The 23002-nt window shown below is 70.9% G+C and carries 18 protein-coding genes; 9 read left to right on the forward strand and 9 right to left on the reverse strand.

Features of this window, described 5'->3' with window-relative positions; all coding sequences use genetic code 11:
* Nucleotides 1–134: 134 nt before the first annotated feature.
* Nucleotides 135–1166, reverse strand: a complete 1032-nt coding sequence (locus Ade02nite_RS31015; protein ID WP_203771648.1) for a 3-isopropylmalate dehydrogenase — start codon at nucleotides 1164–1166, stop codon at nucleotides 135–137.
* A 357-nt stretch (nucleotides 1167–1523) separates the two neighbouring features.
* On the opposite strand from Ade02nite_RS31015, the gene Ade02nite_RS31020 reads away from it, so the two are divergent.
* Nucleotides 1524–1895: a hypothetical protein gene (locus tag Ade02nite_RS31020; protein WP_379036850.1), complete on the forward strand. Its 372-nt coding sequence runs from the start codon at nucleotides 1524–1526 to the stop codon at nucleotides 1893–1895.
* Here Ade02nite_RS31020 and serA read toward each other — a convergent pair.
* The 6 genes from serA to Ade02nite_RS31050 all read right to left on the reverse strand — a co-directional run bounded on the left by serA (nucleotide 1882) and on the right by Ade02nite_RS31050 (nucleotide 10634).
* Nucleotides 1882–3486, reverse strand: a complete 1605-nt coding sequence (gene serA, locus Ade02nite_RS31025; RefSeq protein WP_203771652.1) for a phosphoglycerate dehydrogenase — start codon at nucleotides 3484–3486, stop codon at nucleotides 1882–1884. The genes Ade02nite_RS31020 and serA overlap by 14 nt on opposite strands.
* A gap of 44 nt (nucleotides 3487–3530) precedes the next feature.
* The gene (gene mpgS / locus Ade02nite_RS31030) at nucleotides 3531–4742 is read right to left on the reverse strand and encodes a mannosyl-3-phosphoglycerate synthase (RefSeq protein WP_203771654.1); all 1212 of its coding nucleotides are present in this window, start codon (nucleotides 4740–4742) and stop codon (nucleotides 3531–3533) included.
* Between the two features lie 122 nt (nucleotides 4743–4864).
* The gene (ilvC, locus tag Ade02nite_RS31035) at nucleotides 4865–5878 is read right to left on the reverse strand and encodes a ketol-acid reductoisomerase (protein ID WP_203771656.1); all 1014 of its coding nucleotides are present in this window, start codon (nucleotides 5876–5878) and stop codon (nucleotides 4865–4867) included.
* A gap of 20 nt (nucleotides 5879–5898) precedes the next feature.
* A complete protein-coding gene (ilvN, locus tag Ade02nite_RS31040; protein WP_184955320.1) occupies nucleotides 5899–6414 on the reverse strand; it encodes an acetolactate synthase small subunit in 516 nt (171 codons plus the stop codon).
* Nucleotides 6411–8243 (reverse strand): acetolactate synthase large subunit, encoded by a 1833-nt coding sequence (locus tag Ade02nite_RS31045; RefSeq protein ID WP_203771658.1) that lies wholly within the window; start codon nucleotides 8241–8243, stop codon nucleotides 6411–6413. Before Ade02nite_RS31045 ends, ilvN begins: the two co-directional genes overlap by 4 nt.
* Before the next feature lie 204 nt (nucleotides 8244–8447).
* Nucleotides 8448–10634, reverse strand: coding sequence for a putative bifunctional diguanylate cyclase/phosphodiesterase (locus Ade02nite_RS31050; RefSeq protein ID WP_307871238.1), 2187 nt, complete (start codon nucleotides 10632–10634; stop codon nucleotides 8448–8450).
* A 224-nt stretch (nucleotides 10635–10858) separates the two neighbouring features.
* Between Ade02nite_RS31050 and ilvD the strand changes: the two genes are divergently transcribed.
* The 3 genes from ilvD (at nucleotide 10859) to sigJ (ending at nucleotide 14705) form a co-directional block, all read left to right on the forward strand.
* Complete coding sequence (ilvD, locus tag Ade02nite_RS31055; protein WP_203771660.1) at nucleotides 10859–12706, forward strand: dihydroxy-acid dehydratase; 1848 nt, start codon at nucleotides 10859–10861, stop codon at nucleotides 12704–12706.
* A 149-nt stretch (nucleotides 12707–12855) separates the two neighbouring features.
* Nucleotides 12856–13800 (forward strand): NAD-dependent epimerase/dehydratase family protein, encoded by a 945-nt coding sequence (locus tag Ade02nite_RS31060; RefSeq protein WP_203771662.1) that lies wholly within the window; start codon nucleotides 12856–12858, stop codon nucleotides 13798–13800.
* Nucleotides 13800–14705, forward strand: a complete 906-nt coding sequence (gene sigJ / locus Ade02nite_RS31065) for an RNA polymerase sigma factor SigJ (protein WP_203771664.1) — start codon at nucleotides 13800–13802, stop codon at nucleotides 14703–14705. The genes Ade02nite_RS31060 and sigJ overlap by 1 nt, the downstream gene beginning before the upstream one ends.
* Here sigJ and Ade02nite_RS31070 read toward each other — a convergent pair.
* Nucleotides 14676–15725, reverse strand: a complete 1050-nt coding sequence (locus Ade02nite_RS31070; protein WP_203771666.1) for a LacI family DNA-binding transcriptional regulator — start codon at nucleotides 15723–15725, stop codon at nucleotides 14676–14678. The genes sigJ and Ade02nite_RS31070 overlap by 30 nt on opposite strands.
* A gap of 311 nt (nucleotides 15726–16036) precedes the next feature.
* On the opposite strand from Ade02nite_RS31070, the gene Ade02nite_RS31075 reads away from it, so the two are divergent.
* From Ade02nite_RS31075 to Ade02nite_RS31090, 4 genes are all read left to right on the forward strand, one after another.
* On the forward strand, nucleotides 16037–17323 hold the full coding sequence (locus tag Ade02nite_RS31075) for an ABC transporter substrate-binding protein (RefSeq protein WP_203771668.1): 1287 nt from the start codon (nucleotides 16037–16039) through the stop codon (nucleotides 17321–17323).
* 56 nt (nucleotides 17324–17379) lie between these two features.
* Nucleotides 17380–18363, forward strand: coding sequence for a carbohydrate ABC transporter permease (locus Ade02nite_RS31080; protein WP_203771670.1), 984 nt, complete (start codon nucleotides 17380–17382; stop codon nucleotides 18361–18363).
* Nucleotides 18364–18440: 77 nt separating this feature from the next.
* Nucleotides 18441–19220, forward strand: a complete 780-nt coding sequence (locus tag Ade02nite_RS31085) for a carbohydrate ABC transporter permease (protein ID WP_203771742.1) — start codon at nucleotides 18441–18443, stop codon at nucleotides 19218–19220.
* A 27-nt stretch (nucleotides 19221–19247) separates the two neighbouring features.
* Nucleotides 19248–21722 carry a glycoside hydrolase family 2 protein gene (locus tag Ade02nite_RS31090; protein ID WP_203771672.1) on the forward strand — a complete coding sequence of 825 codons (2475 nt, stop codon included), beginning with the start codon at nucleotides 19248–19250 and terminating at the stop codon, nucleotides 21720–21722.
* A 271-nt stretch (nucleotides 21723–21993) separates the two neighbouring features.
* Here the strand turns inward: Ade02nite_RS31090 and Ade02nite_RS31095 are convergent, their stop codons facing one another.
* Complete coding sequence (locus tag Ade02nite_RS31095) at nucleotides 21994–22443, reverse strand: MarR family winged helix-turn-helix transcriptional regulator (protein ID WP_203771674.1); 450 nt, start codon at nucleotides 22441–22443, stop codon at nucleotides 21994–21996.
* A gap of 64 nt (nucleotides 22444–22507) precedes the next feature.
* Here Ade02nite_RS31095 and Ade02nite_RS31100 point away from each other — a divergent pair, with 64 nt between their 5' ends.
* Nucleotides 22508–22879, forward strand: a complete 372-nt coding sequence (locus tag Ade02nite_RS31100) for a VOC family protein (protein WP_203771676.1) — start codon at nucleotides 22508–22510, stop codon at nucleotides 22877–22879.
* Nucleotides 22880–23002: the final 123 nt, after the last annotated feature.

Below are 23002 nucleotides of genomic sequence, written 5' to 3' on the forward strand. Positions count from 1 at the left end.
TTTCTCTTCAAGAATTAGGCATGCGGAAGCACCCGTAGTGCTTCAAGAATCTACCCCGAACGGTCGTTAAAACAATGACCGCGGGTGGAGAAGCCACCTGTCCCCTTGGACGAGCGGCGTGCGGAAAAGTTCAGTCAGAGGGCGGCGGCGACGCGGTCGCCGACTTCGGCGGTACGCAGCGGCGCGCCCGCGACGCGGGACGCGACCTCGGCCGCGACCGCCTCGGATACTCGCCGGGCCTCGTCGTGGTGGCCCAGGTGCTCGAGGAGCAGCGAGGCGGAGAGGATGGCGGCCGCCGGGTCGGCGATGCCCTGACCGGCGATGTCGGGCGCGGAGCCGTGCACCGGCTCGAACGTCGACGGGTAGGCGCGCTCCGGGTTGACGGAGCCGCTGGCCGCCATGCCGATGCCGCCGGTAACGGCAGCGGCGATGTCGGTGAGGATGTCACCGAAGAGGTTGTCGGTCACGATCACGTCGTACCGCTGCGGGTTGCTGACCATGAACATGCTGGCCGCGTCGATGTGCTGGTATTCGGTGGTGACCTCGGGGAACTCGGCCGCGACGGCCGTGAACGTGCGCGCCCAGAGGCTGCCGGCCTTGGTCAGCACGTTGGTCTTGTGGACCAGGGTGAGGTGGCGGCGCTCGCGGCGCTGGGCGCGCGCGAAGGCGTCGCGGACGACCCGCTCGACGCCGTGCCGGGTGTTGAGGCTCTCCTCGGTCGCGATCTCGGCGGGGGTGTCCTGGTGGAGGACGCCGCCGGCGCCGACGTAGAGACCCTCGGTGCCCTCGCGGACCACCACCATGTCGATCTCGCCGGGCTTCACGCCGGCGAGCGGGCTGGTGGTGCCGGGCCAGAGCTTCGACGGGCGCAGGTTCACGTACTGGTCGAAGTCGAAGCGGAGCTTGAGCAGCAGGCCGCGCTCGAGGACGCCCGGCGGGACGCTGGGGTCGCCGATCGCGCCGAGCAGGATGGCGTCGTGGCCGGCCAGCTCGTCCTCGACGGACTGGGGCAGGACCTCGCCGGTGCGGTTGTAGAAGCGCGCGCCCAGGTCGTAGTCCTGGAACTCGGCGCCGGGGAGCACGGCCTCGATCACCTTGCGGGCCTGCGCGGTCACCTCGGTACCGATGCCGTCGCCGGCCACCACCGCGATCCGCGCCACGCTCACGTCTGCTCCTCAGGGTCGGGTCCTTCGAGGCTCAATCTAGCGCGCCAGTCTCGATCTTCGGTACAGCGGTCCCACCTGATGGGCCGTTAAGGAGGCTGACCGGGGGAAGGAGAGCAAGGGTGCGGAAGCGAACAGCCCCCGGACCGCGGCAAACGGTCACGGGGGCTGATGCGACGAGTACGCGTGGCTCGGTCCCGCCGAAATTTCCTCAAACCGCGCACACGGCAGCGGACACGTCACCCGAAGACGGGCCCGCCGAGGAACGCGGCAGGGACAACGCTAGCGATGCGGACTAAAGACGCGCAAGACGCATCCCCCGCGTGTCGGCGACGTAGTTCGCACGCGCCGGATGGCAGCATGCGCCGGGTGAGTTTCGACCTCGTGGTGTGGGCGATGGACCAGACGGACCTGCCGGACGCCGTGCGGGCCGCCAACGCGCGCTGCGCGCGCGGCGAGCACCCGCAACGCCCGGCCGACCCGCGTGTCGTCGCCTTCTATGACGCCCTGACCAGCGACTATCCCGACCGCGGCCCGCGCGCCTCGGCGCCCGGCTCCCCCTGGGCGCACGCGCCGCTGCATGCTGCCGCCGACCACATCCAGATGAGGCTGGACGAGAACTGCCCGGACGTCGTGCTGGAGACCATCGAGCGGCTGGCCGCCGAGCTCAACCTCGACCTGCTCGACCTCCAGGACGGCACCGTCTATCCGCCGCCGCTCAGGACCCGTTGATCCGCAGATCGACGACGTGTCCGCGGCTCGACCCGATGGCGGAGGCCACGGTGGAGAGCAGCTCGGCGCCGACCGAGGAGTCCACGGTCAGCGTCATCAGCGCCTCGCCACCGGCCGAGCGCCGCGCCACCTGCATCGCCGCGATGTTCACCCCGGCCTCGCCGAGGATCGTGCCGATCGCGCCGACCACGCCGGGCCGGTCGCTGTAGCGGAAGAAGAGCAGCACCCCGTCGGCGTTCAGGTCGAGGTCGAAGTCGTCCACACCGGTCAGCTTGGCGATCTCCCGGGCACCCGTGACGGTCAGCGTGCCGGCGACACTGACCCGGCGGCCGTCCGGCAGGGCGCCTCGCACGGTCAGCAGGTTCTGATGCTCGCAGGGCTCCTCGCTGACCACGAGGTCAACCTCCACTCCCCGGTCGGCGGCGAGCTGGGGCGCGTTCACGTACGTCACCCGCTCGTCCACCACCGAGGTGAACAGGCCCTTGGTGGTCGCCAGCCGCAGCACCGCCACGTCGTGCGAGACGATCTCGCCACGCACCTCGACGGAGACGCCGGCGGCCACCCCGCCGGCCACCGCGGTGAAGACCCGGCCGAGCTTCTCGGCGAGGGACAGCAGCGGCCGCACGTCCTCGTCCACCACGCCGCCGGCCTGCACGTTCACCGCGTCCGGCACGAACTCGCCGTCGAGCGCCAGCTTGACGCTGCGGGCCACCGAGAGCCCCGCCTTGTCCTGCGCCTCGACGGTGGAGGCGCCCAGATGCGGCGTGACCACGACGTTGTCGAACGAGAAGAGCGGCGACGAGGTCAGCGGCTCGGTGACGAAGACGTCGAGCCCCGCGCCGGCCACCCGGCCCTCGCGCAGCGCCGCGGCCAGGGCGTCCTCGTCGATCAGGCCGCCGCGGGCCGCGTTGACGATCCGCACGCCCGGCTTGACCAGCGCCAGCTCCTTGTCGCCGAGCAAACCCATGGTCTCCGGGGTGCGCGGCAGGTGCACCGAGATGAAGTCGCTCTCCCGCAGCAGCTCCGCCAGGCCCACCAGGCGCACGCCGAGCTGAGCGGCCCGGGCCGGCTGGACGTACGGGTCGTACGCGATGAGGCGGGTCCCGAACGCGGCCATCCGCTGGGCGAAGAGCACGCCGATGCGCCCGAGCCCGATCACCCCCACGGTCTTGCCCTGCACCTCGACCCCGGTGAAGCGGGACCGCTCCCAGCGCCCGCCCCGCAACGCCGTCGCGGCGCTGACCGTGTGCCGCGCGACGGCGAGCAGCAGCGCGATCGCCTGCTCCGCCGCCGAGACGATGTTGCTGGTCGGCGCGTTCACCACCAGCACGCCCCGGGCGGTGGCGGCGGCCACGTCGATGTTGTCGAGCCCGACCCCGGCCCGGGCCACCACCCGCAGCCGCGGCCCGGCGGCGAGCACCGCGGCGTCGACCGTGGTGGCGCTGCGCACGATCAGCGCGTCGGCCTCCCCGACCGCGGCGAGCAGGGCGGTGCGGTCGGCGCCGTCCACCCGCCGCACGTCGTAGTCGTGCGCGAGCACGCTGATGGCGGACGGTGCGAGTTCCTCGGCGATCAGGACGACGGCTGCCATGCGGCTCCATCCATTGCGGACATCGATGTCCGCGATGGTAAGCGCTAAGCCACCCTCCGTGGTATCGAGGCGCGGTCGATCGGCGGGGACGGCGGCCGGCCGGTGAGGGCGAGGCCGTCGGGCTGACGGAAGCTGAGCGCCTCGGCGTCGAGCGCGTCGTAGAGAAGGTCCAGGTCGAGCGTGCCGACGGGCGGGTAGACGCGCTCGCGCGGCGGTTCCTGGCCGGTGGCGAGGGCGCCCTGCTCGACCATGAAGTCGAGGATCGCCTGACGGACCGAGGGCAGCGTCACCGGCGAGTGGTAGAGGACGTTCAGCGCCTGCATGCGCATGCCCTGCACGTGCTCCTCACCCTTGTTGTCGTGGAAGTGCGGGTTACGGGTCTCGATCTGGAGCACCGGCACCGAGGTCGCCATCACGTCCGGGTCGGTGCTCTCCAGCACGCCGCCGAACTGCTCGAAGAGGTCGAGGTACTCGTACGGCTCGACGGCGAAGCCGCCGGCGAGCCGCAGCTTGAGGCCGAGGTCGAGGGTCATCGCGTGCTCGCCGGCGTTGCCGGTGGCGATCACCTCGGTGCCGAAGCCGGAGTACTCGGCGAGGAAGCGGTTGAGCCATTCGTTGGTGATCTGGGAGCTGCGGCCCCTGCGGCTGAAGAACAGCCGGCCGTCGCGCAGCTTCGGCTTGGAGTGCCAGGAGATCCGGACCATGGCGTACGGGGAGCCGGCCTGCGCCAGCCCGGCCGCGTAGACCTTGCAGTACTCGTGCACCGAGCCGGGCACGTAGTTGTCGGCGTCGACGTAGCCGATGTAGCGGCGCCCGGTCATCGCGGCGAGCGCCATGCCGAGCAGCATCGCCTCGCCCTTGCCGGCGCGCACGAGCCCGTCGTCGTCGATCAGCTCGGGCATGCCGGCCGCCTTCACGGCCGCGGCCACGCCGGGATCGCGCTGGTGCACGGTGATCGCCGAGCGGCCGGCGAGACGGCAGAATTGCTCGACCGTCTGGGCCTCGCTCTCGTAGCGGTCGACCGGCTGCCGGTCGCTGTTCGAGACCAGCACGATGAGGCAGTCGTGCGGAATTCCGGAAAGGACACCCTCGATGACGGAGCGTGTCTCATTCATGCACGGAACGACGACAACCATTTGCGACTCGACCGCGCGCAGCGCCTCCGAGCTGCCGGAATCCAGCTCGATGACCCTCTGGAGCTCGTGGATCCGGACCGCCCCGAAACGCTCACTCCGGAAAGAATCAGCCAGTCTCATGTCGCGAGGCTACCTGCGGAAATCCACTCCTACATGGCCCCACGTAAATGCCGCGTAACAGAGCTGTTTCGACAATGAAAATGCCCGGCCCGGGAAATAGGGCCGGGCATTCAGGACGAGAATCAGGCGGTCTCGGTGATGGGCCGGTCCACCCAGCTCATCATGTCGCGCAGCTTGCGGCCGGTGACCTCGATCGGGTGGTTGGGACCCTGCTCGCGGTACTTGGTCAGCAGCGGGCGGCCGTTGTCGTCGTCCTCGATCAGCTGGCGGGTGAACTCGCCGGACTGGATGTCGGCGAGGATCCGCTTCATCTCCGCCTTGGTCTCGGCGTTGATGACCCGCGGGCCGCTGACGTAGTCACCGAACTCGGCGGTGTCCGACACGCTGTAGCGCATGCGCGAGATGCCGCCCTCGTACATGAGGTCGACGATCAGCTTGAGCTCGTGCAGGCACTCGAAGTAGGCGATCTCCGGGGCGTAGCCCGCCTCGGTGAGCACCTCGAAGCCGGTCTGCACCAGGGCGGCGGTGCCGCCGCAGAGCACGGCCTGCTCGCCGAAGAGGTCGGTCTCGGTCTCCTCCTTGAAGGTGGTCTTGATGACGCCCGCGCGGGCACCACCGATCGCCTTGGCGTAGGAGAGCGCGAGCGCGAGGCCCTCGCCGGTCGGGTCCTGCTCGACGGCGACCAGGCAGGGCACGCCCTTGCCGTCCACGTACTGGCGGCGCACCAGGTGGCCCGGGCCCTTGGGGGCGACCATGGCCACGGTCACGTCGGCCGGGGGCTTGATGAGCTCGAACCGGATGTTGAGGCCGTGGCCGAAGAAGAGCGCCTTGCCCGCGGACAGGTGGGGGGCGATCGACTCGGCGTAGATCTTGCGCTGCGCGGTGTCCGGCGCGAGCAGCATGATCACGTCGGCCCAGGCGGACGCCTCGGCCGGGGTCTTGACCTCGAGGCCCTGCTCCTCGGCCTTGGCGCGGCTCTTGGAACCCTCCTTGAGGCCGACCACCACCTCGACGCCCGAGTCACGCAGGGACAGCGAGTGGGCGTGGCCCTGGCTGCCGTACCCGATCACGGCAACCTTCTTGCCCTGGATGATCGAGAGGTCGGCGTCGTCGTCGTAGAAAACTTCGGCGGTCATGACATTCCTTCTTGGTGTGATCACGCGGCTCGGAGGGCCGGGCCGGTGGTGATGGAGCGGGAGCCGCGGCCGATGGCCACGAGCCCGGACTGGACCATTTCCTTGATGCCGTACGGCTCGAGGTCGCGCAGCAACGCGTCCAGCTTGTCGGGGTTGCCCGTGGCCTCGATCGTGAGGGTGTCCGGAGCGACGTCGATCACCCTGGCCCGGAACAGCTCGACCGTCTCGAGCACCTGGCTGCGCTGCGCACGGTCGGCGCGCACCTTGACCAGCAGGAGCTCGCGCTGGACCGACTGCTGCGGGTCCAGCTCCACGATCTTCAGGACGTTCACCAGCTTGTTGAGCTGCTTGGTCACCTGCTCCAGGGGTGAGGAGTCGGCGTTGACCACGATCGTGATGCGGGAGACGTCCGGGTTCTCCGTCTCGCCCACCGCCAGGGAGTCGATGTTGAAACCGCGCCGGGAGAAGAGGCCACTCACCCGAGCGAGCACGCTCGGCTTGTTCTCGACCAGCACGGACAGGGTGTGCTTGTTCATGCGAGGCCGTCCTCGTCGAAGTCGGGACGAAGGTCCCGGGCGAACAGGATTTCGTCGTTGCTCGTGCCGGCCGGGACCATGGGCCACACCATCGCGTCCTTGCCGACCGTGAAGTCGATGACCACCGGGGCGTCGTTGATCTCCATGGCCTGCTTGATGATCTTGTCGACGTCGTCCTTCGACTCGCACCGCAGGCCGATGCAGCCCAGCGCCTCGGCCAGCTTCACGAAGTCCGGGATCCGGTGCTTGTGGGTGCCGAGCTCGGTGTTGGAGTAGCGGCCGTCGTAGAACAGGGTCTGCCACTGCCGGACCATGCCCAGGTTGCCGTTGTTGATGACGGCGATCTTGACCGGGATGCCCTCCAGGGCGCAGGTCGCGAGCTCCTGGTTGGTCATCTGGAAGCAGCCGTCGCCGTCGATCGCCCAGACCTGGGTGTCCGGCTTGCCGACCTTGGCGCCCATCGCGGCCGGGACCGCGTAGCCCATGGTGCCGGCGCCGCCGGAGTTGAGCCACGTGCCGGGCTTCTCGTACTTGATGAACTGCGAGGCCCACATCTGGTGCTGGCCGACGCCGGCCACGTAGATCGCCTCGGGGCCGACGAGCTCGCCGATCCGCTCGATCACGTACTGCGGGGCGAGCGAGCCGTCGTCCGGCTCCTCGTAGCCCAGCGGGTAGCGCTCGCGCAGGTCGTTGAGGGTGGCCCACCACGACTCGTACCGCCCGGCGCCGTCGGCCGACGCGGAGACCGCGGCGATCAGCTCGTCGATCACGTGCCGCGCGTCGCCGACAATCGGCACGTCCGCGTGGCGGTTCTTGCCGATCTCGGCCGGGTCGATGTCGGCGTGCACGACCTTGGCGTCCGGCGCGAACGACTCGAGCGCGCCGGTGACCCGGTCGTCGAAGCGCGCGCCCAGGGCGATCAGCAGGTCGGCCTTCTGCAGGCCGTACACCGCCGGGACCGTGCCGTGCATGCCGGGCATGCCCAGGTGCTGCGGGTGCGAGTCGGGGAACGCGCCCAGCGCCATCAGCGTGGTGACGACCGGGATGCCGGTCTGCTCGGCCAGCTTGCGCAGCCCGTCGGTGGCGCCGGCCTTGAGCACGCCGCCACCCACGTACAGGATCGGGCGCTTGGCGGCGGCGATCAGCCGGGCCGCCTCGCGGATCTGCTTGCCGTGCGGGTGCAGCGTGGGGCGGTAGCCGGGCAGGTCGAGCGCGGGCGGCCAGGCGAAGGTGGTCTGCGCCTGGAGCACGTCCTTGGGGATGTCGACGAGGACCGGGCCGGGACGGCCGGTCGCCGCCAGGTGGAACGCCTCGGCGAGGATGCGCGGGATCTCCTCGGCCGTCTGCACGAGGAAGTTGTGCTTGGTGATCGGCAGGGTGATGCCCTGGATGTCCGCCTCCTGGAAGGCGTCGGTGCCGATGTACGGCCGGCCGACCTGCCCGGTGATCGCGACGATCGGCACCGAGTCCATGTAGGCGTCGGCGATCGGCGTCACCAGGTTGGTCGCGCCCGGCCCGCTGGTCGCGATGCAGACGCCGACCTTGCCGGTGGCCTGCGCGTATCCCGTGGCGGCGTGCCCGGCGCCCTGCTCGTGGCGCACCAGGATGTGCCGGACCTTCGAGTCGTAGAGCGGGTCGTACGCCGGGAGGATCGCGCCGCCGGGGATGCCGAACGCGACCTCGACCCCGAGCGCCTCGAGCGACCGCACGAGCGACCCGGCGCCCGAGGTGGGGACCGGGGAGGCTACGGCCTGGGCGGAGGACGCGGCCGCCGCGACAGTGGCCGGGTTGGCTCGGTGGGCGAGAGTCTCAGGTGTGGGTCTCGTCATGGCAACTCACAAACCTTTACGGGTCAGTCGGTCCGGTACTTGAGCAACAAAAAAGGCCCTCGTGCGGGAAAGCACGGGACCTGGCGCACTCTGGTCGGCAGCTCAGCCGACGGGAGTGCGCTCACATAAGTACTCGGGACGCGAAGCACATGGGAACCACCTTCCCGCATCTCACGCGGTGAGTCAACTGATCCCACATTTTGATCACTCGGTGGGCTCACCCGTTCGGGCGTCGAACGCGGGGTCGGTCGGCAGCAGGGCCCTGAGCTGCCGCATCCCGGGCCCGAGGGCCACCACCTGACTGCGCGCGGGCAGGTCCTTGGGCGGCGCCGGCTTGGGCGCGGGGAGGGTTCTTGTGCCCGTGCGCAAGGTCTGCAACTGCGCCTCGAGATGCTCGGCCGGCACGCCCCAGCCGAACAGCGAGCCCTGCCCGAGCCGGCAGCCCGCCTCCTCGACCACGGCCCGCTGCGCCGGGGTGCCGATGCCCTCGGCCAGCACCTCGAGCCCGAGCCGGTGCCCGATGCGCACGACGACGTCGACCAGGGGCGCGGCCGTGCCCGTGCGCGACTCGGGCTCCGCCACCAGCGCATGGTCGATCTTGAGGATGTCGACCGGCAGCGTGCGCAGCTGACCGAGCGACGAATAGCCCGCGCCGAAGTCGTCGAGCGCGATCCGCACACCGGTCGCGCGCAGCTCGGCGAGGCGGCTGATCAGCTCCTCCATGTCGGTGGCCACCGCGTGCTCGGTCACCTCGAGCACCAGCCGCTGCGCCGGGACGCCGTGCTCGGCCAGCACGTCGGCGACCTGCCCGGCGTAGTCGACGGCGTGCAGCTCCTTGGGCGACAGGTTGACCGAGACCCAGACGTCGTGCCCCCGCGACAGCCAGTCGGCGAGCTGCACGCAGGCCTGTTCGAGCACCCAGGCGCCGATCCGGTTGATCAGGCCGGACTCCTCGGCGACCGGGATGAACTCGTCGGGGCGCACCGCGCCGAGCGTGGGATGGTGCCAGCGCAGCAGCGCCTCGGCGCCGACCGGGCGCATCGACGGCAGCGCCACCACCGGCTGGAAGACCAGGCGCAGCTGGTCGCGGTCGATGGCGTGGCGCAGCTCGCTCTCGAGCGTGCCGCGGCGGCGCAGCAGCTCGTCGTAGCGGGCCTGGTAGCGCTCCACCCGGTTCTTGCCGCGCTGCTTCGCGTAGCGCAGGGCGAGGTCGGCGTCGCGGATCAGCTCGCCGGTGTCGGCCACGCCGATGCTCGCCGACAGGAAGACCGAACCGCCGTCCACCTCGTACGGCTCGCAGAGCACGGCGAGCAGCCGGTGGGCGGTCAGCATCGCCTCGTCGGCCGTGCCGCGCATGAGCACCGCGAACTCGTCGCCGCCGAGCCGGGCCGCCACGTCGCCGTCGAGCAGGTTGCGGCGCAGGCGCTCGCCCACCTCGACCAGCACCGCGTCGCCCACGTCGTGGCCGCGCATGTCGTTGACCGTCTTGAAGCCGTCGAGGTCGATGCCGACCAGCACCTGGGGCTCCTCGGCGGCGGCGAGCGCCTCGCGCAGGCCGCGGCGGTTGGCCAGCCCGGTGAGCGGGTCGGTGTGCGCGAGCTCGCGGAAGTGGGCCTCGCGCTCGCGCAGCTCGAGCGTGTAGTGGCGTACGTCCCGAAGGGCCAGCCATTGCCGCCCGACCAGGGCCAGCCCCACGACGCAGATGCCGAGGTAACCGTAGAGGTCGAGGGTGCCGCCCCGGGCGAGGTGATAGCCGAGCGCGGACACGCCGGCCACGATCGGCACGACCGCGAAGGCCGGGTTGCTGCGGTCGGGCACGTCGCCGACCACCTCGACCGGCCGGTCGGCCACCTCGACGGCGCGGGCGATCACGAAAAGGCCCGCCGGGAGCAGGAGGGCGCCGGCCAGCACCACGCCGTCCTGGTCCTGGCAGATGCCCGAGGCGATGGCGACGGCGGCGAAGGCGACGAACGTGACGCCGCTCGCCACCCGTACGGTGATCAGGCGGGGACGGTGCGCGTGCATCGCCAGGACGATGGTCAGGCCGAGCGAGGCGACGGCGAGGCCGGCCGGCACCACCACCGACAGGCAGGCCATCGGCGTGGCGTCGCCCAGGACGCGGGTCGGCTCGACCAGCAGCACCCAGCCGACGAACCAGATCGCCGCCGCGACGACCAGCCCGTCGAGCAGGCGCCGGACGGCCACGCCCGGTGTCTCGGCGGCACCGGGCAGCACGGCCGTGCCGACGAGCAGCACGAGGACGCCGATGGCGGTGCCCGCGGCGACCGCGGTGCCGAGGCTGATGCGCGGCGGCTGGGCCGTGGTGATCAGCACACTGATGACGCCGGCCAGGGCCGCGGCGGTGACGATCGCGCCGCCGGCGGCCAGCATCAGGTGGGCCCGGCGGGCGGCTCCCGTGTGCCGGCGGCCCGAATTGCCCAGCAATGCGACGGCCGGGACCGCGACCAGAAGGCCGAACAGCCCGGCCAGCTCCACGCCGGACGGTGATTGCACGGAGACACTATGCTCGATCTCCGTCGATTTCACGACCCCTCACGTCCCGATCCGTGGACTTCCGCGGTCGATCACGTCCCGAGCAGTGGCACTATGAGGGGATGCCTGACCTGCGTTCCCGGACCTCGACCCATGGTCGGACCATGGCCGGCGCGCGTGCCCTGTGGCGCGCCACCGGGATGACCGACGACGACTTCGGCAAGCCCATCGTGGCGATCGCCAACAGCTATACGCAGTTCGTACCGGGTCACGTGCATCTCAAGGACCTCGGCGGACTGGTCGCCGACTCCGTCAAGAAGGCCGGCGGTGTCGGTCGCGAGTTCAACACGATCGCGGTCGACGACGGCATCGCGATGGGCCACGGCGGCATGCTCTACTCGCTGCCCAGCCGCGAGCTGATCGCCGACGCCGTCGAGTACATGGTCAACGCGCACTGCGCCGACGCCCTGGTCTGCATCTCGAACTGCGACAAGATCACGCCGGGCATGCTGATCGCCGCGCTGCGGCTCAACATCCCGACCGTCTTCGTCTCGGGCGGCCCGATGGAGGCCGGCAAGACGGTCGCCATCGAGGGCATCGTTCACGAGAAGCTCGACCTGATCGACGCGATGAGCGCCAGCGCCAACGAGAAGGTGACCGACGCCCAGCTCGACACCATCGAGCGCTCGGCCTGCCCGACCTGCGGCTCCTGCTCCGGCATGTTCACCGCCAACTCGATGAACTGCCTGACCGAGGCGATCGGCCTGGCCCTGCCGGGCAACGGCTCGACGCTCGCGACCCACGCCTCCCGCAAGGCGCTCTTCGAGAAGGCCGGCGAGCTGATCGTCGACATCGCCAAGCAGTACTACGAGCAGAACGACGAGTCGGTCCTGCCGCGCGCCATCGCCAACCGGTCCGCGTTCGAGAACGCCGTGGCGCTCGACGTGGCGATGGGCGGCTCGACCAACACGGTGCTGCACCTGCTGGCCGCCGCCCGCGAGGCCGAGCTCGACTTCAGCGTGGCCGACATCGACGCGATCTCGCGCCGGGTGCCGTGCCTCTCCAAGGTCGCGCCCAACAGCGTGAAATACCACATGGAGGACGTGCACCGCGCGGGCGGCATCCCGGCCCTGCTCGGCGAGCTGCACCGCGGCGGCGCCCTCAAGACCGACGTCCGCTCGGTGCACTCCCCCGACCTGACCACCTGGCTCGGCGAGTGGGACATCCGCGGCGACAGCCCGTCCGAGGCGGCGCTGGAGCTGTTCCACGCGGCTCCCGGCGGCGTGCGCACCACGCAGCCGTTCAGCACGGAGAACCGCTGGGCGACGCTCGACACCGACGCCGAGAACGGCTGCATCCGCTCGATCGACCACGCCTACACCGTCGACGGCGGCCTGGCGATCCTCTTCGGCAACCTCGCGCCCGACGGCTGCGTCGTCAAGACCGCCGGCGTGGACGAGTCGCTGTGGAAGTTCACCGGCCCGGCCCGCGTCTACGAGTCGCAGGACGCGGCCGTCGAGGGCATCCTCGGCAAGGAGGTCGTCGAGGGCGACGTCGTGGTGATCCGCTACGAGGGCCCCAAGGGCGGCCCCGGCATGCAGGAGATGCTCTACCCGACGAGCTTCCTCAAGGGCCGCGGCCTCGGCAAGGCGTGCGCGCTGATCACCGACGGCCGCTTCTCCGGCGGCACGAGCGGGCTCTCCATCGGCCACGTCTCGCCCGAGGCGGCGGCCGGCGGCCTGATCGCGCTGGTCCGGACCGGCGACGAGATCACCATCGACATCCCGGGCCGCAGCATCACGCTCAACGTCCACGACGACGAGCTCGCCCAGCGCCGGCACGAGGAGGAGCGGCGCGCCAAGCCGTACACCCCGGTCGACCGGCAGCGCCCGGTCTCGGCCGCGCTGCGCGCCTACGCCTCCATGGCCACCAGCGCCAGCGACGGCGCGTACCGCCGCGTCCCGGAGTAGGAGCCGGAGAGCAGCACCCCGAGGCCTCGCACCGACCCGGTGCGGGGCCTCGGCCGTTCCCGGGGTCCGGTGTGACATGGGTAACGGCCGTTCATGGCCGGCGCGGCCATCTCGTCTCCTTCGCAGGCAGCAAGCGAACGGAGAAGCTCATGAGGATCTTCGTAGCCGGAGCGTCCGGCGCGATCGGCCGTCACCTCGTGCCCCAGCTGGTGGCGCACGGCCACGAGGTCGTCGGCACCACCCGCTCGGCATCCCGGACCGGCGCCGTGCGCGCCCTCGGCGCCGAGCCGGCCGTCGTCGACGCCCTCGACCCCGACTCGGTGGCCGACGCGGTCGCCAAGGCCGCGCCCGAGGTCGTCGTCCACCAGCTGACGGCGCTGAGCGGCCCGCCGAACTTCCGGCGAGCCAAGCAGATGGCGGCCGCCACCAACCGGCTCCGCACCGAGGGCACCGATCACCTGCTGGCGGCCGCCCGGGCCGTCGGCGTGCGGACCTTCGTGGCGCAGAGCAACGCCATGTGGATGGAGCGCGCCGGGGCACGGGTCGCCGACGAGAACGGCCGGATCGAGCCGAACCCGCCCGCCGACGCGGCGGAGGCCGTGGCCGCGCTGCGCCACCTGGAGGACGCGGTCACCGGCATCACCTGGGCCGAGGGCATCGCGCTTCGCTACGGTGCCTTCTATGGGCCGGGCACAGGCATCGAGACCGCTCCGGGCAGCGTCATGGCCGACCTGATCCGCGGGCGCAAGTTCCCCGTCGTGGGCGGTGGCACCGGGGTGTGGTCGCTGGTGCACATCGCCGATGCCGCCTCGGCCACGGTCGCCGCGATCGAGAAGGGCAGGCGGGGCGTCTATCACGTCGCCGACGACGAACCCGAGCCCATCGGGGTCTGGCTGCCCGAGCTGGCCCGCGCGCTCGGCGCCCCGCCGCCCCGGCGCCTGCCGGCCTGGCTCGTGCGGCTGGTGGCCGGCCCCGGCCCGGTCGACATGATGACCCGGGCGCCCGGCATCTCCAGCGAGAAGGCCAAGCGCGAGCTGGGCTGGACGCTGCGCTACCCGAGCCGGCGGCAGGGCTTCGCCGAGGGCCTGGGCTGATGTCCGCCCCGGATCTCTTCGAGGAGCTGCGGCCGCGGGCGACTGCCATCGCGTACCGGATGCTCGGCAGTGTCAGCGAGGCGGAGGACGTGGTGCAGGAGGCCTTCCTGCGCCTGCACCAGACCTTGGGCCGCGACGAGGAGATCGCCTCACCGCGGGCGTACGTCGCCACGCTGGTGACCCGGCTCGCCATCGACCAGCTGCGCTCGGCGCGGGCGCGGCGGGAGCGGTACGTCGGCGAGTGGCTGCCCGAGCCGGTGGTCGGCGAGCCCACGCCGGACGAGCGGGCGGAGACGGCCGACTCGCTGTCGCTGGCGTTCCTGGTGCTGCTCGAGAGCCTGTCGCCGGCGCAGCGGGCCGCGTTCCTGCTGCACGAGGTCTTCGACTACCCGTACCCCGAGGTGGCCGAGGTTCTCGGGACGGATGTGGACAGCAGCCGCCACCTCGTCGCGCGGGCCCGCGCCCACGTCCGCGAGCGCCGGCCCCGCTACTTCGCCTCGGCGCGGCAGCGGGAGGAGCTCGCCGAGCGCTTCTTCGCCGCCGCCGGCCGGGGCGACCTGCCGGCGCTGGAGGCGATGCTGGCCCAGGACGTGGCGCTGCACGCCGACGGCGGCGGGAAGGTGCCCGCGCTGGGCCGCACGGTCGCCGGCCGCGAGCGCGTCGCGCGCACCCTCGCCGCGGGGATCGCGGCGATGGCGCGCCTCGGCGTGCGGGTGGCGATCGCCGAGGTGAACGGCCAGCCGGGCGCGATGGCGTACGACGACCGGCACCTGCTCGTCGGCGTCCTCGCGCTCGACATCGCCGACGGCCGGGTGCGGGCGGTCCACTCGATCGTCAACCCCGACAAGCTGCGGCACCTCGGGCCGGTCAGTGACCTAGGGCTCCGGCTGCGCGGGCGCCGCTGAGCCGGGCTGGCGCGGTGGGGCCGTGCTGCCCCGCGGGGTGAGGTGGGCGGCGCCCGCTTCGACGTTGCCGACCTGCTTGCCGTCGATCGCGGCCAGCAGCTCGCGGGCCGCGTGGGCGCCGTACTCGGCGATGTCGCGGGTCAGGGCCGTGAGCGGCGGGTGGACCAGGCTGCACAGCGGCGAGTCGTCCCAGGCGACGATGGACAGGTCGCCGGGGACGGCCAGGCCCATCTCCTGGGCGACGGCGAGGCCGGCCACCGCCATCACGTCGTTGTCGTAGATGATCGCCGTGGGCCGGTCGTTGCCGATCAGCAGGCGCCGGGTGGCCCGGCCGCCCTCCTCGCCGGTGTAGTCGGACGGCACCGTGACCGCCTCGTTGAGCCCGAGCGACGCGCACACCTCGTGGAAGGCCCTCGTGCGCGTCTGGGTGTGCAGCAGGTCGGGCAGGCCGCTGACCCGGGCGATGCGCCGGTGGCCGAGCGCGACCAGGTAGCGGACCGTCTCGGTGATCGCGCCGGCGTCGTCGGACCAGATCTGGGCGATGCGGCCGGTGTCGCCGGGACCGCCGATCACCACGGCGGGCAACTGGAGCTGCTGGAGCACCTGGATGCGGACGTCGTTCTCGCGGAGGTCGGTGACGATCACACCGTCGATGCGGCGCTCGCCCCACCAGCGGCGGTAGACCTCGACCTCGAGCTCGGGGGTGGCCACGACCTGGAGGGTCAGCGCGTAGGACCGGGCGGCGAGCTCGGACTCGAAGCCGCTGATCAGGCCCATGAAGAACGGCTCGATGCTGAGCATGCGCGCGGGCCGGCACAGGGTGAGGCCGACGGCGCGCGCGCTGGCGCCGGACAGCGCCCGGGCAGCGCTGTTCGGGTTGAAGCCGATCTCCTGGGCGATCGCGACGATGCGCTGCCGGGTCGCCTCGGAGACTCCCGGCTGCCCGTTGAGCGCGTACGAGACGGCGCCCTTCGACACTCCGGCACGCCGCGCGATGTCGGCGATCGTCGGCCGCTTCACTCGGTCTCCTCTGTTCCCGCCGAGCTTACCGGCGGAGCACGCCTTTGCACGGATCGGTAGAGCGCTCTCACGGAAACGCGTGGCGGTCTGGGCGAGTGGCGGCCCGTCGACTTGATCGGTTAAGTGTCGCGGCCCACAGCTCCCTTTGTAAACGCCGATCACCTACTAAGACCTAATTGTCCCGCTTACCGGCAACTGACAACGATGCCAGATCACCGCCGTAACACGGTATTGACACTCATCGAGGTCCGGCTTTAGCGTCTCCACCACTTATCCGGTTCAGTGAATTCTCTCTCCGTCATGGAGGCGCAATGGAACGGCTGGGCAAACGGACTCTGCGTGCCACCGCAGCGGGCGTCGCGGCGACTCTCGCGATCGCGGGGTGCAGCGGACAGGATCTCGAGGGCGGCAACGAGGACAACGCGAGCGGCGGTCAGGTGACGCTCAAGGTCGCGTTCTGGGGCGACATGGGCCTCGACAAGCTCAAGGCCGCGTACGAGAAGGACCACCCGAACGTCAAGATCGTGCTGAACTCGGGCGAGTACAACGCCCAGCACGAGGACCTGCAGAAGAAGCTGGTGGCCGGCAGCGGCGCGCCGGACATCTCCGCGATCGACGAGGGCTTCATCGTCCAGTTCCGCAGCCAGGCGGACAAGTTCGTCAACTACCTGGACAAGGGCGGCGCCGAGTTCGAGTCGAAGTACCTGCCCTGGAAGTGGAAGCAGTCGCTGTCGCCGGACGGCAAGCAGATCGGCCTCGGCACCGACGTCGGCGGCCTCGCCATGTGCTACCGCACCGACCTGTTCCAGAAGGCCGGCCTGCCCACCGACCGCGACGCCGTCTCCAAGCTCTGGCCCAACTGGGACGCCTTCCTCAACGTCGGCAAGCAGTACGTGGCCAAGACCGGCAAGAAGTTCGTCGACTCCGGCACCAACATGTTCAACCCCGTGCTCGCCCAGCAGCCGGTCGGCTTCTACAACGAGCAGGAGCAGCTCCAGATGGAGGGCGGCCCCAAGGTCGCCTTCGACGTCAGCATGAAGGCGATCGAGGCCGACCTCTCCGCCGACCTCGCCAGCTTCCAGCCCAACTGGGACCAGGGCTTCAAGAAGGACCAGTTCGCCGTGCTCGCCTGCCCGGCGTGGATGCTCGGCCACATCCAGGACACCGCGCCCGAGCAGAAGGGCAAGTGGGACATCGCCGCGATCCCCGGCGGCGGCGGCAACTGGGGCGGCTCCTGGTGGACCGTGCCGTCGCAGGGCAAGAACGTCGACGCGGCGGTCGACTTCGTGAAGTGGATGGTCCAGCCGGAGCAGCAGATCGAGGTCTTCAAGACCGTCGGCAACCTGCCCTCGCAGCCGGCGCTCTACAAGGACCCGGCGGTGCTCGACTACAAGAAGGAGTTCATGAGCAACGCCCCGACCGGGCAGATCTTCGCGGCCACGGCGGAGAACCTCCAGCCGCAGTACCTGGGCAAGAAGAACGGGCCGACGCGCGTGGCGGTCGAGAACGTCATCACCCGCGTACAGCAGGGGGGCCTGAAGCCCGAAGCGGCCTGGGCCGAGGCGGTCAAGGAAGCCGAGAAGGCCGCCAAGTCCTGACCTCCAGTCGAGCGGCGGGGCGGCGTGGGCCGCCCCGCCCGTACCTAGGAGTGGCCGTGTCCCTCACTCAGCTCCGGCCGTCGGCGCAGCACCGGGCCGAACCGCCCAGGACCCCGAACAAGGTCAAGCTCTGGCTCTACCGCTTCGACACCAAGACGGTTCCGTACGCGCTGATCGCGCCGTTCTTCCTGCTCTTCGGCGTCTTCGGGCTCTTCCCGATCATCTTCAACGGCGTCGTGGCGCTGCGGAACTGGCGACTCGACGATCCGACCCTGACCGGCTGGGCCGGCTTCGGCAACTTCACCAAGCTGCTCTCCGACGAGGACTTCTGGAACGCGCTGGGCAACACGTTCGGCATCTTCCTCCTCTCGACGGTGCCGCAGCTGCTCGCGGCGCTGATCGTGGCGAGCGTGCTCAACCGCAGGCTCCGCGCGACCACCTGGTGGCGCATCGGCGTACTGCTGCCGTACCTGACCCCGGTGGTCGCCTCGACGCTGGTCTTCGCGGTCTTCTTCTCCCGGGACTACGGGATGGCCAACTGGTTCCTCTCGCTCGTCGGCTTCGGCGAGAGCGACCCGCTCGACTGGCGGGCCGCGAAGTGGAGCAGCTGGATCGCGATCGCCACGATGGTCAACTGGAAGTGGATCGGCTACAACGCGCTGCTCTACCTGAGCGCGATGCAGACCATCCCCAAGGACGTGTACGAGGCCGCGGCGGTGGACGGCGCCGGGCCGTGGCGGCAGCTGTGGCGGATCACCGTACCCATGATCCAGCCGGTCGTGGTGTTCACGGTGATCCTGTCGACCATCGGAGGGCTGCAGCTGTTCAACGAGCCGATGATGTTCGACGAGAACCCGCAGTCGGCGAGCGGCGGCTCCGACCACCAGTTCCAGACCATCGCCCAGCTCATCTACAAGGTCGGCTGGAAGGACCTCAACCTCGGGTACGCGGCCGCGATGTCCTGGGCGCTGTTCCTGATCATCCTGATCGTGGCCGGCGTCAACGCCCTGCTCACCAAGCGCATCGGAGGTGACCGGTGACCTCGCACCGCTACGCCCTGCGCGCGCCGCAGGACACGCCCGGCTCGTGGAAGACCTATCTCGGCCTCGCCGCGATCATGGCCTTCTCGGCGTTCCCGGTCTACTGGATGTTCGTGATCGCCACGAGCACCGACGAGGCGGTCACCCAGATGCCGCCATCGGTCATCCCCGGCAATCAGTTGCTGGTGAACCTGAACGAGGTGTTCACGCTCCAGGACGTCTACTTCACGGCCTCGCTGATCAACAGCTTCATCACCGCCCTCACGATCACGGTGGCGACGCTGTTCTTCTGCTCGCTGGCCGGGTTCGCCTTCGCCAAGCTGCGCTTTCGCGGGCGCAACGCGCTGATGGTCGTGGTGATCCTGACCCTGACCGTGCCCAACCAGCTCGGCGTGGTCGCGCTCTACATCGTGATGGGCAAGCTCCAGTGGAACGGCACCCTGCTCGCGGTGATCGCGCCCGGGCTGGTCAGCGCGTTCGGCGTGTTCTACATGCGGCAGTTCATCGCGCACGCCGTACCGGACGAGCTGGTCGAGTCGGCCCGCATCGACGGCGCGCTCACCATGCGCGTCTACTGGAACATCGTGCTACCCGCGATCCGGCCGGCGCTGGCCGTGCTGGGGCTGCTCACCTTTGTCATGGCCTGGAACGACTTCCAGTGGCCGCTGATCACGCTGAACGGCACCGAGTTCCCGACGTCCATGGTCGCCCTGTCGGACCTGGCCAGCGGAAACTACGTGATCTACCGGCGGGTGCTGGCCGGCGCGTTCGTGGCGACGGTTCCGCTGATCGTTCTGCTCCTGATCGGCGGGCGGCAACTCGTCCGGGGGATCATGGAAGGCGCCGTCAAGTCCTGACGCTGTTCCGCGTTGCGAAGGAGAGCCGTGACCTCGTACCGATCCCTGCACGAAGGTTGGACCGTCTCGGGAGGTGACCTCTCGGACATCCCGGCGACCGTCCCCGGCTGCGTGCACACCGACCTGCTCGCGGCCGGGCGGATCGACGACCCCTACCTGGACGAGAACGAGAACAAGCTCGCCTGGATCGGCCGGACGGACTGGGACTACGCGACCACGTTCTCCTTCGCACCCGGCGCCCTCCCGCTCGGCGGCGACCGCACCGACCTGGTCTGCGAGGGGCTCGACACCATCGCGTCGATCACCCTCAACGGCTCGCCCGTCGGGTCGACCGCCAACATGCACCGCGGCTACCGCTTCGACGTCGGCTCGCTGCTGCGCGAGGGCGCCAACACCCTCGAGATCAAGTTCACCAGCGCTTACGCGTACGCCGAGGCGGAGCAGCGGAGGCTCGGCCACCGCCCCAACGCGTACGACGAGCCGTTCAACTTCATCCGCAAACAGGCCTGCAACTTCGGGTGGGACTGGGGACCGATCCTGGTGACCGCCGGCATCTGGCAGCCGATCGGGCTCGAGACCTGGACGGTCGCGCGGCTCGCCGAGGTGCGCCCGCAGGTGACCGTCGCCGACGGCACCGGCCGCGTCGAGCTGCGCGTGCGCCTGGAACGCGCCTCGGACGAGCCGGTCACCATCACCGCGACGGTCGCCGGCCGCAGCGCTCAGGCCACAGTGGACGGCACCGAGGCGTTGCTGATCCTCACCGTCGACGACCCGTCGCTGTGGTGGCCGCGCGGCTATGGCGACCAGCCCCTGTACGACCTCGACGTCGTCGCCACCTCCCCGTCCGGCGCCGAGCTGGACCGCTGGTCGCGGCGCATCGGCTTCCGCTCGGTGCGGGTCGACACCTCCGGCGACGGCTACACGCTGATCGTCAACGACGTGCCGGTCTTCGTGCGCGGCGTCAACTGGATCCCCGACGACGTCTTCGACAACCGGGTCACCCGCGACCGGCTGGCGGCCCGCTTCCGGCAGGCGGCCGACGCGAACGTCAACTACCTGCGCGTCTGGGGCGGCGGCCGGTACGAGTCCGGCGACTTCTACGACCTCGCCGACGAGATGGGCTTGCTGGTCGGGCAGGACTTCCTGTTCGCCTGCGCGGCGTACCCGGAGGAGGAGCCGTTCCGCTCGGAGATCGAGGCGGAGGCGCGGCACAACGTCCTGCGGCTCGCGTCGCACCCGAGCCTCGTGGTCTGGACCGGCAACAACGAGAACCTGTGGGGCCACGAGGACTGGGACTGGAAGCCGGTCCTGAACGGGCTCTCCTGGGGTGCGGCGTACTACTACGAGCTGCTCCCCCGCGTCGTGGCGGAGCTCGACCCGACCCGGCCGTACTGGCCCGGCAGCCCGTACTCGGGCACGCCCGGCCGGCACGCGAACGATCCGGCGTACGGCACGTCGCACATCTGGGACGTCTGGAACACCGACGACTACACGAAGTACGCCGCCTACCGCCCGCGCTTCGTGGCCGAGTTCGGCTTCCAGGGCCCGCCGACCTACTCGACGCTGCGACGGTCCATCTCGGACGATCCGCTGGCGCCCGACTCGCCCGGCATGCGGCACCACCAGAAGGCGGGCGACGGCGACCTGAAGCTCGCCCGCGGCCTCGCCAACCACCTGCCGCAGCCGCGCGACTTCGACGACTGGCACTACCTGACCCAGCTCAACCAGGCCCGCGCGGTGTCCTTCGGCATCGAGCACTTCCGGTCGCTGCGCCCGCTCTGCACGGGCGCGATCATGTGGCAGCTCAACGACTGCTGGCCGGTGACGTCCTGGGCCGCCGTCGACGGCGACGGGCACAAGAAGCCTTTGTGGTACGCGATGCGCGACGCCTACGCCGACCGGCTCGTCACCCTCCAGCCCCGCACCGGCGCCCCGCTGGAACCCGGGGGCCCGCTCACCGAGATCGAGCCGGGCGCGGTGGTCCCGCCGGCCGGCGACCCGTGGCTCGTCGCGGTGAACGACAGCCGTACCCCCTGGGCCTTCTCGGCCACGGTGACCCGCCGCAATCTCGCGGGCGACGTCCTGGCCTCGGCGGTGCTCGACGCGACGGCGGGGCCCTCCGAAGCGGTGACCCTGCCCCTGCCCGCCGACCTGATCACCCCGGGCGACCGGGCGACGGAGTTCGTGATCGCCGAGATCGAGGGCCGGCGGACGTGGTGGTTCTTCGCCGCGGACAAGGACATCGCATGGCCCGCCCCCGACTACACGGTCTCGGTCGAGAGCGGCCGCTCCACACGGGTCACCGTGACGGCGGCGACGATTCTGCGCTCGCTGACCCTCTTCCCGGACCGCCTCCACCCCACCGCGGAAGCCGACCGGGCGGCGGTGACCGTGCTCCCGGGCGAGTCGGTCACCTTCACGATCGACTCGGACGTGGACCTGGACCCGGCGGCCCTGTCCCGCCGTCCCGTCCTGCGCTGCGTCAACGACGTGGTGCACTGAGCCGGCTCGGCGCTCCCAGTCCCACCCTGGGAGCGCCGGGTCCCACCTCGCCTCTGGGCCGGCCTCCCGTTTCACGCCGCCTTCTGTGGCCCCTCGAACTCTTTGTGGCCTTTGCCCAGCCGCCCTCGCTGCCGCACCTCCGCGGCCCTTGACCAGCCACCCTCGCTGCCGCACCTCCGCGGCCCTTGACCAGCCACCCTCGCTGGCGCACCTCCGCGGCCCTTGACCGGCGGCCCTCGCCCCTTCGCCCCGCGTTCCTGCCTCGCGCGCCCTATTCCTCCCGGTCGCCGCTGAGGGCCGCCACGCAGCCGGCCAGATCGGCGAGCAGGCGCCGCTTCTCGGCCGCCGACAACGCGGCGGTCATCCGCCCCTCCACGGCCGCGACGATGCCGCTCGCCTGGGCGAGAATCTCGCGCCCGGCCTGCGTCAGCTGTGTCGGCAGGGCCCGGCCCTGCGGAGCCGCCGCGGCCCGTTCCAGCAGCCCGCGCTCCTCCAGCCCCAGCAGGACGGCGTGCATCGACTGCCGCGTCACGAAGGTGCCCCGCGCCAACTCGGCCGCGGACAGGCCGGGCCGTTGCCCGAGCAGTTCGAGGCACGAGTACTGCGACACCGACAGCCCCAGCGGCCGCAGCCCCGCGTCCATGGCCGTGCGCAGCGCGACCGCCGCCTGCTTTAACGCGTAGCCCACCGACAGGTCGAGGTCGCCCACTCCTTGCGTCATGTCAGCATCCTGACATAGTGTGGCTATGTCAGGACCCTGACATAGCCACGTAAGGAGAACTCCCATGCCGGTCACCGGACCCGACTTCCTCGCCCTGCAGGTGCGCGACCTCGACGCCGCCGCCGACTTCTACGAGAAGCGCCTCGGCCTGCGCCGCGCCCCGGTCAGCCCGCCGCACGCCGTCGTCTTCGCCACCACCCCCATCGCCTTCGCCGTGCGCGAGCCCCAGCCCGGCGTCGACCTCGACGCCGCCACCCCACACCCCGGCACCGGCGTCGCCCTGTGGCTGCACGCCGACGACGCCCAGTCCCTGCACGACAACCTCGCCGCCACCGGCGTGCCGATCGTCGCCGCCCCCATCGACGGCCCGTTCGGCCGCACCTTCACCTTCCGCGACCCCGACGGCTACGCCATCACCATCCACGACAAGGCATAGGGCGCCGCCTCCAGCAACCGGGCCCAGGGACGGCGGACCCCACCCTGGCGCCCGTCCTCAACCTTCCGGCCAGCGCGCCCCGGCCCTCCCCACGTCCGGACACGAACCAGCCCGCCTCCGGCC

Source organism: Paractinoplanes deccanensis (genome assembly GCF_016862115.1).
In the GTDB taxonomy this organism is placed as follows: Bacteria; Actinomycetota; Actinomycetes; order Mycobacteriales; family Micromonosporaceae; genus Actinoplanes; species Actinoplanes deccanensis.